Here is a 7,231-nt window from a genome sequence, read left to right as displayed (position 1 = left end):
CGGAGCCCGAACTTGCTTCAAACCTTGACCTTCCCGAGCACGCTCAAGCTCTGTAATCCCCCTTCGCATCTCCAATTTTCGCGCACCAACAAACAGGTGGCAAAGTTTTCTGTAAAAAACTTCCACCCCGTGCTCACAGAAAAAAGCGATTTTGGCACACTTTTTGATTTGAGGGTTCGTCCGACGTTTATCCGATCGGACGACATCGGACGACCATCGGACGACCATCGGACGGCCCTCGGATAAACCATCGGATAAGCTCTCGGATGAATCGCGTGATTTCAAGCACTTAGCTCGCTTCAGCCAGTTATTCGTTTCCTGATAATTTTTTTCCGGGTTTTGCGAGGGTCAAGCGCCGTGCGCGCCTCGTCGTTATCGAAGGCGCGGCCTTTGCCTTCCCATTTTTTGAGGACCGCCTCGGCTTTGGCGCGTCTTGCGGCCGCCGCCTGTTCGGTCTCAAGTTCCGAAATCCGCTGCTGGGCGTCCTCAAGCTGCTTCTTGAGCTTCTTGTTTTCGGCCCGCAGCCGCTTCAGTTCCGTGTCCGGGTTGTCGGTCGACGGCTCCTCTGCCGGAGCCTCCCCGCCCGGATCTTCCTGGTCCAGGAATTCGTCCTGGCCTTTGCTCTGCTTGGTCTTGTCGGCCATGAGTTTCTCCTTCTGATAGCTGGCAACCTTCTTGATCCGCGCGTTTTCGTCCGCGCCTTTCTTGTCGAGCAGGCCCACCCCGGTGAACACGACGCCGTGCAGAATCTCGAAGCACGGCTTTCCCTGATACGCGCCGCCCTTGTAGTTCTTGAGGTGGACGCAGTACTCGGCTTTGCTCTTGACCCGCTTGCCGCAGATCGAGCACTCGCCCTCGGCGTAATCGCACTCCATCGAGACCTGCTTGATGATCCCCTTGCGGACGAGGGCGTAGGCCTGGCGCGCCGCTTCGGTGACGCCGGTGTAAATCTCGCCCACGCATTCGATCCGGCTTTTCTCACTGTCCTCGACGTATTCGGACGAGACCACGCCGCCGACGATGTCGCGGAAATCCTGGCTGTGGGCGACGTCGATCTTCGTGCCGACCACCGACTGGAAGGCCTTGCGGCATTCCTCCTCGGTGAAGTGGTCGCCGTTCTTGTTGGTCCCGACGTGGGTCAGGATAAAAGAAAACCGCTTGTCGCCCTCGTCGGTCTGAGCCTGGGCGATCAGCGATCTGGTGATGACTTGCCCGGTGATCCGGGTGTGGAAATTGGCGTGAGTGTTGGCTTGCGCCGCGAGTGGACCACTCGCCACGAAAAGCAGTTCCTGGGCGTCGGCCCCGCCGCCCGGCGCGCCGTAGCGGGCGATGTTGTAGCGCACGTCCATGCGCTTCACCGCGACCTGGCCGAATCGCTTCTTGAGCATCTCGACCACTTCCGGTTCGCGGGGATACGCCTTGTCCCGATAGGACATGAGGATCGACTTCGCGCGGGCGCCCTCGACCACGTCGCCGATCAGCGCCGCGATGGTCTCCTTGTTGTACTTGGTGCCGGATTCGTAATCGCGGCGGGCGTTGTCGCGGATCTGCTTGCCCGCCCACATGGTCATGAGGCCCTCGACGAAGTGCATCTTGCCTTCGTAGTCGTTGGCCCCGAACTCGGTGATGTAGGGCGGATCGGCGTAGACCAGGTCCACGTCGAGTTTCGGCAGGATTTCCCGGACTTCCCCGCAAAACGCCTTGCACGGCGTCCCGGAATCGAACACGAGATTGTTGATCTTGCGGACGTTCTTCACGAACAAATCCCGGAAATCCTCAATCGGGATTTCGCCGAGACTCGTGTCACGCTTCGATTCGTCCTCGGGCTTGCCGGTCATGCCCTTCTTGCTGCGGCCGAATTCGCCGAACCGCGCCTTGGTCATGCAGGCGTAGCCCATCGCAAAAAGCGCGATGTCCTTCTTGTAGCCCGCGAGTTTCTGGGCGTTGGCCCAGGTGTTATCCAGGAAGTGCAGAATCTGCGGCGTGAAGTAGTAATCGGTGAACGTCTTCTCGCAGAAGTTCCCGGCATCGGAATTGTCCGCGAGAAGCGCCTCGATCTCCTCGTCGGAGACGGTGTCAGTCTGGTTCTCGACCACCGCCCGGGCGATATGCCACGGGTAATGCATCCGGTCGCTGGCGTAGACCGTCAGCCCCTTGCGCTTGAAGAAGTATGCTACGTTTCCGCCGCCGGAAAAAGCGTCCAGCATGGACTTGGCGTCCTGCGGGCAGTTCTTCCAAATCCAGTCCAGCGCGAAATACTTGCTGCCCATGTACGGCGAGACCCGGACCTTGTCGTCGGCCGCAAATGCCGACAGAAGGTCGAGGTCGCAGTCGCCCAGCGAGGCCATTCCCAACTCGTGCCGGTCGGCGGCTTCGTCCATTTCCTGTGCTGCCTGCTTCGCAGAACACAGGAACAGGTGCTCCTTGGCGTTCGACGCATCGCCATGCTTGGCGCTGATCTGGTAGTGGTGGTCCTTGCTCTTGAGGGAAACATCGCGGCCCAAGTCGCCGATGATCCGCTTCACTTCCGGCTCGGACGGGTACGCCTGGTCGCGGTAGCTGATGATCCAGTTGCGAATGTGGACGCACGCCCCGAGGAAATCTCGGAAGAAGTTGGCGGCATTCGTTTTGGTCATGCCGGACTTCTCGATCCGGTAGATTTTCGTCTTGGTGCCCTCGATGATTTCCTTGCCGTCCCAATTCGTCATCAAACCTTCGATGAAGTGGTAGGACCGCTCGTAGTTGGTCTGCGAGAAATGCGTGGCGTAGGGCGGGTCGAAGTATGCGAGATCGGCTTTTACTTGCGGGCCGACTTCCATAATGTCGCCGCACGCCGCATGGCACGGTTGGCCGTTGTCGAAGGCGAGAGAATTGATCGTATGGACGTTGTCCGAGAACCGCTGCTTGAATCGCTCCGGATTGTCCTGCCGGTCGCCGTGAGGGATGGTCGTCCCGAAATGACCGAAGCCGCCCTTGCCGGTGATGCACGACTTTCCCAGGGCGAAGAGTGCGATGTCGCGTTTAAAGCCGCTGTCGCCCAGCTTGTCGATGTTGGCGCGGATGGAATCGATGATCCCGTGGACGCCCTCGGCGAAATAGATTCCCGCGAAGTGTTTACGGACGAAGTCCCCCGCCTGCGGGTTGTCGGCCAGGAGCGCCGCGATCTCCTCATCGGTGATCGTCTCGCCGGGGTTTTCGATAATGGCGCGGGCGATGTGGAAGCAGTACCGCAGCTTGTCGTTGGAGGTGACAGCCTTGCCTTTTTGCTTGAACATGAAGCCGACGACCGAGGAACCGGAAAACAGGTCGGCCACGGCGCGGGCGTCTTCCGGCGTATTTTCCCAGATGAAGTCGATCAGCTTTTGCTTGGAGCCGATGTAGTTGGTGACGTACCGGCGCTGCTCGGAGGCTCCCTGCGCGGACAGTTGCTCGTCGCCGAATAGCGCAAGCTCCGCTTCCGCTTCGAGCAGGAAAGTCAGCCGGTTCATGTCGGTTTGCAGCGCCACGATTACTCCCTAAAAAACAAAAGCCCCGGCGAAGCGGGCGTGTTTCATCCCAACTTCACCGGGGCTCGATGGTTTCGACGACCCCGAAGGTCTATGCGGTTGTCACAGGTCGGTCGGCTTCAGGCTCCGCTCGACCTTCACGTTCGAGAGCTTGCCGTTCTGGAAACTCAGCGTCAGAGTCCCGAAGAACCCTTCGGCCACGAGCTTTTCGATGTACGCGAACAGCTTTTTCATGTGGGTAGAATATGGGACCGGGATCGGCTTAACAAGATGGTGAGGTGTGCAAATTTGTCGGAAGAACTTGCGACATCCAAACTCGTTTTCTGACGATAGACTTGCTCAAACCTTCCGCTCTTGAGCCCAGAAATTGACTTAGGGCACTTTAAGCCCAATTGGCAATGATTCGTTTATGAATGCGTGATACTCAGTCAGGATGTTTTTGCATAATTCTTCAAGCTTTACTTCCTCAGCGTCTTGATGGCCGAATAGAGATTGATCTGTAAGACCCTGAGCCTGAAGCCAAATGCGCGCTTCGTACTGAACCCGGCGCGTAATTTGAAATTCTATATATCTCCACGGGGCACCAGCTCGCTGGATGTTCCGAAGTATCTCTTTGAAATCTTGCTCAGGTGCGTTTGACGCGATAAATGTGCCAGCTTGCCGGGCAATTCTTGGACAGCTATTGACCTCGACCTCCATCGGAATGAACTCGCAAACAGGGCCAGCTGGCATATTCATACTGTCACTTGCGGCTCGTCCAAGGAGGTCGGCAGCTTCCTCGACTCTAAGGTCCGAAACGGATAAACAGTGAATTGCTGCAACAACGTCATCCATCCCAACTTCAACATCTGGTTCCTTGGAAAAATCGAGACCATCCAATGCGGTGGGCACAACGACATCGTCTTTGACAGCAAAGTACAACCCGATGAACGGATCCCTGGTGAAATCAAGCAGACGAGTTGGCAGCCCATAGTGTTGTGCTACGGCAAGTTTTTGAAGATAGGTCAGCGATGGAAGCCACGGCAAATTGATACTTGCAAGGCCATCGAAATATTTGGCAAGAAATCGAAGTTCCTGAACATACCAAATTTTTCGCCGGTACAGTTTTGGAATTAGTCGAGGCTCAACCATTTCGTAGAAAAGCGCCTGTCCTCTAAAAATGTAACGCCCCTTGTAACCCCCAGCTGTCTGTTTGCAAATTGCTTCATTATGTTTTTTTGCGGTATCCAATATCCGGAGAAGCTGGTCCCAGGAAGTAACTGGAATAGGCTGGTGCCAGTTCAAGCCTCGCGCAAAGGGTGGTTCAGTCGTGTGGTCCGGTGGCAGCAGTACTTTCATCATGGTCCCCCGTTTGGTCCGCGTAAGTCTATAACGGATAATTGATGATTGCTACTGCGAATTACTCTTCATGCGTTCAAGACGATGGTTCAGAATGGCATCGATGCACTTGCCGGAGTTTTCGTACTCGTCGGTCTCCACGATCTCGCCAAACGCGCCGCGATAGGATGAGCGGCTCTCCTGCCAATATTCGAGAAAGCCCTCGTTGCGCCAGGGTGTGACTCCCTGCTCGATCCAATCGTTGAGCATCCAGTTGACCTCATCCTCGCGTTCTTCAAAACCCGGCAGGTATCCAAAGTCAAAACCCGTTGGGGTGACGACCCACAGCCCTGCGGGCACGTAGGGATCAAGGCCCTTTTCAAAACGCTTCTCGTCATAAACGTAATCGATCATGTACCGCAGCTTCATCGGAAACGCGCCTCCGTCATGGAGCCAAATTCGTCTCGGATCGTCTCCAGGCAGTCCTGAACTCGCTGTTCCATCTTTTTCAATCGCTTCGTGTAGGCCGCCCAATCCTCGGCCAGTTCCGGATTCTCGGACGCGTCGATCTCGTTGATCCCAATCTTGACGCCGTTTTCATCCCACATCCAGGCGGCGTAGATGCGACCGCTGCCGCCGCGCACCCATTCGAGCCGCTCAACGAAATGCAAATGGTTGCCATGCATGCTCGCCCCGAAATCGACGAAGCCCCGGTCGATCATCAGAATCGCATACATCCAGGACTTCACCGAGCCGTCGGAGCCAATCACGGGCTTCGCGCCGAGAACCTCCAACCGGTACGGATGGAAGGTCAGTGTGTCGCCGCCTTCGAAAAACACGACATACCAGAAGCCATTCCGGGTGATGCCATCCAGAATGCCTTGGACTCTTTCCACTTCCGCCTTCAAATCGATCTTCGCCATTTATCGCCTCACAAACACGATATCTTCGATCTTCCGTCCATCCGGCAATCGGGTTATGCCTCGTTTCTTGAACGCTGCGAGTACCGCCGACCGTTCTGAAGAACTTTTGGCAACGATGCTCTCCAAGTTGTCTAGCAGGGTCACCGTGTACTTAAAGATCGTCTCGTCACTGGTGTCCCGGTCCACGATCCGTTTCCAGTCCTTGAGAAAGGCTTTTCTGTTCTTTCGGACCTCGTCGCCGGTGCAGCGGCCGAACTTGTCATGATCGTAGGTAATCGAGTCCATCCGGCGCAGCAATTTCCGCTTGAAATAAAGCCCCGGTTCGCCGGTCCTCGCCGCCGTCGGCGTCTTGCGAATCCGCGTGAAGAAATACGAGGCGCCGCCGGATTCCATGTCTGATGTGGGAGACATGCCGCCGGGCGTGATTCCAAGGCGCATCTTTTCGATGGTGGAAACCATTGCGCCGTTGTTGTCGAGCGCCTGATTGATAAAGTCGGCCATGTCGCCGTCATTCGTCAATCGGTGCTTCAATGAATGCCCGGCTAGATCACGATCCAACTCAGCTTCCGAGATATCGAACCGCATTTGCACCCGGCGTCCCGCGCCCTCGATCTTACCCCGCGTGGCGTGCTGGAAACTGCCGAAGGGATCGTAATGAGGCAGCTTCGTCACGTCATCCACGCCCAGTTCGGCGTTCCAGAATTGCCGCAGAATCTTGACCTGGCCTTGCTTCGTCTTGAGGCCTTCAGCCGTCGTCATCGCCTTTTTGAATCGGGGCGATTTGTCGATGCCCTGAATGTATGCCTGTTTCTGCAAGTACATGAACTCCGCGTCCTCTATGCTCGCCGGGGAAGCATTCAGGCCCAAACGTTCGATCTTCTCAAGGGCTTTTTCCACAATTTCCGGAGTACACGCGCCGTCCACGCGAATCTCCATTTCCCCTGCCGTTGCGAAAATGTTCTTGTTTCCAGCCCAGGGGCGGTAGATCGCCGTGACGCCGTCCTCGAATTCGATCTCGAATTGCGTGCCGCCGGTCATGGAACGATGAAAGATCGAGGTCAGATCGTGCTCAGTGCCGTCGGTGATGATCTCGCCCGCCGTGTTCGTGCGCTTCTGCATCAATACCTTGCCCTTGCGGACCACCATTCCTTTGGGCTTCACGGCCTGCGCCGCTTTCGGCTCTGATTTCCTGAGGTACTGGACGAACTTGGAAACTTTCTTGCCCGGCCCCTTGCCGTTGACCGCATCGACAAACGAAGAATGCATCTCCTCGATCTTGGCGATGTAGTCCTCGGCCATGCGGCGGATTTCCGCATCTTCATGTTTGAATAGTTTCGATAGCTTGTCCTTGTGTTTCCACGCATTGTCGATGGACGTCTCGTTGAAATCTTTGTCGCCCAGGTGATGGTTCACCGATTTGATGGCCTTCAGAATGTCGTCGTAATATTCGTCTTCCGGCAGCGGCGCGCCCACCTGGGGCAGGAT

The 7,231-nt window shown here is 56.4% G+C and carries 7 protein-coding genes; 1 reads left to right on the top strand and 6 read right to left on the bottom strand.

Features of this window, described 5'->3' with window-relative positions:
- Nucleotides 1-246 (top strand): hypothetical protein (locus P9L99_06970; GenBank protein ID MDP8223083.1); only part of this gene is annotated, 246 nt, incomplete at its 5' end.
- 53 nt (nucleotides 247-299) lie between these two features.
- Here P9L99_06970 and P9L99_06965 read toward each other — a convergent pair.
- From P9L99_06965 to P9L99_06940, 6 genes are all read right to left on the bottom strand, one after another.
- Complete coding sequence (locus tag P9L99_06965; protein ID MDP8223082.1) at nucleotides 300-3,506, bottom strand: DNA adenine methylase; 3,207 nt, start codon at nucleotides 3,504-3,506, stop codon at nucleotides 300-302.
- Nucleotides 3,507-3,608: 102 nt separating this feature from the next.
- Complete coding sequence (locus P9L99_06960; GenBank protein ID MDP8223081.1) at nucleotides 3,609-3,740, bottom strand: hypothetical protein; 132 nt, start codon at nucleotides 3,738-3,740, stop codon at nucleotides 3,609-3,611.
- A 138-nt stretch (nucleotides 3,741-3,878) separates the two neighbouring features.
- Nucleotides 3,879-4,844, bottom strand: coding sequence for an FRG domain-containing protein (locus P9L99_06955; GenBank protein MDP8223080.1), 966 nt, complete (start codon nucleotides 4,842-4,844; stop codon nucleotides 3,879-3,881).
- A gap of 51 nt (nucleotides 4,845-4,895) precedes the next feature.
- The gene (locus P9L99_06950) at nucleotides 4,896-5,252 is read right to left on the bottom strand and encodes a hypothetical protein (protein MDP8223079.1); all 357 of its coding nucleotides are present in this window, start codon (nucleotides 5,250-5,252) and stop codon (nucleotides 4,896-4,898) included.
- Nucleotides 5,249-5,746, bottom strand: a complete 498-nt coding sequence (locus P9L99_06945) for a hypothetical protein (GenBank protein ID MDP8223078.1) — start codon at nucleotides 5,744-5,746, stop codon at nucleotides 5,249-5,251. Before P9L99_06945 ends, P9L99_06950 begins: the two co-directional genes overlap by 4 nt.
- The coding region (locus P9L99_06940; GenBank protein MDP8223077.1) for a hypothetical protein at nucleotides 5,747-7,231 on the bottom strand (1,485 nt) is incomplete at its 5' end. It abuts the gene before it with no gap.

Source organism: Candidatus Lernaella stagnicola (genome assembly GCA_030765525.1).
Lineage (GTDB): Bacteria > Lernaellota > Lernaellaia > Lernaellales > Lernaellaceae > Lernaella > Lernaella stagnicola.
Note: the sequence above shows the minus strand (reverse complement) of the source record. Positions and strands in the feature narration are given on the sequence as shown.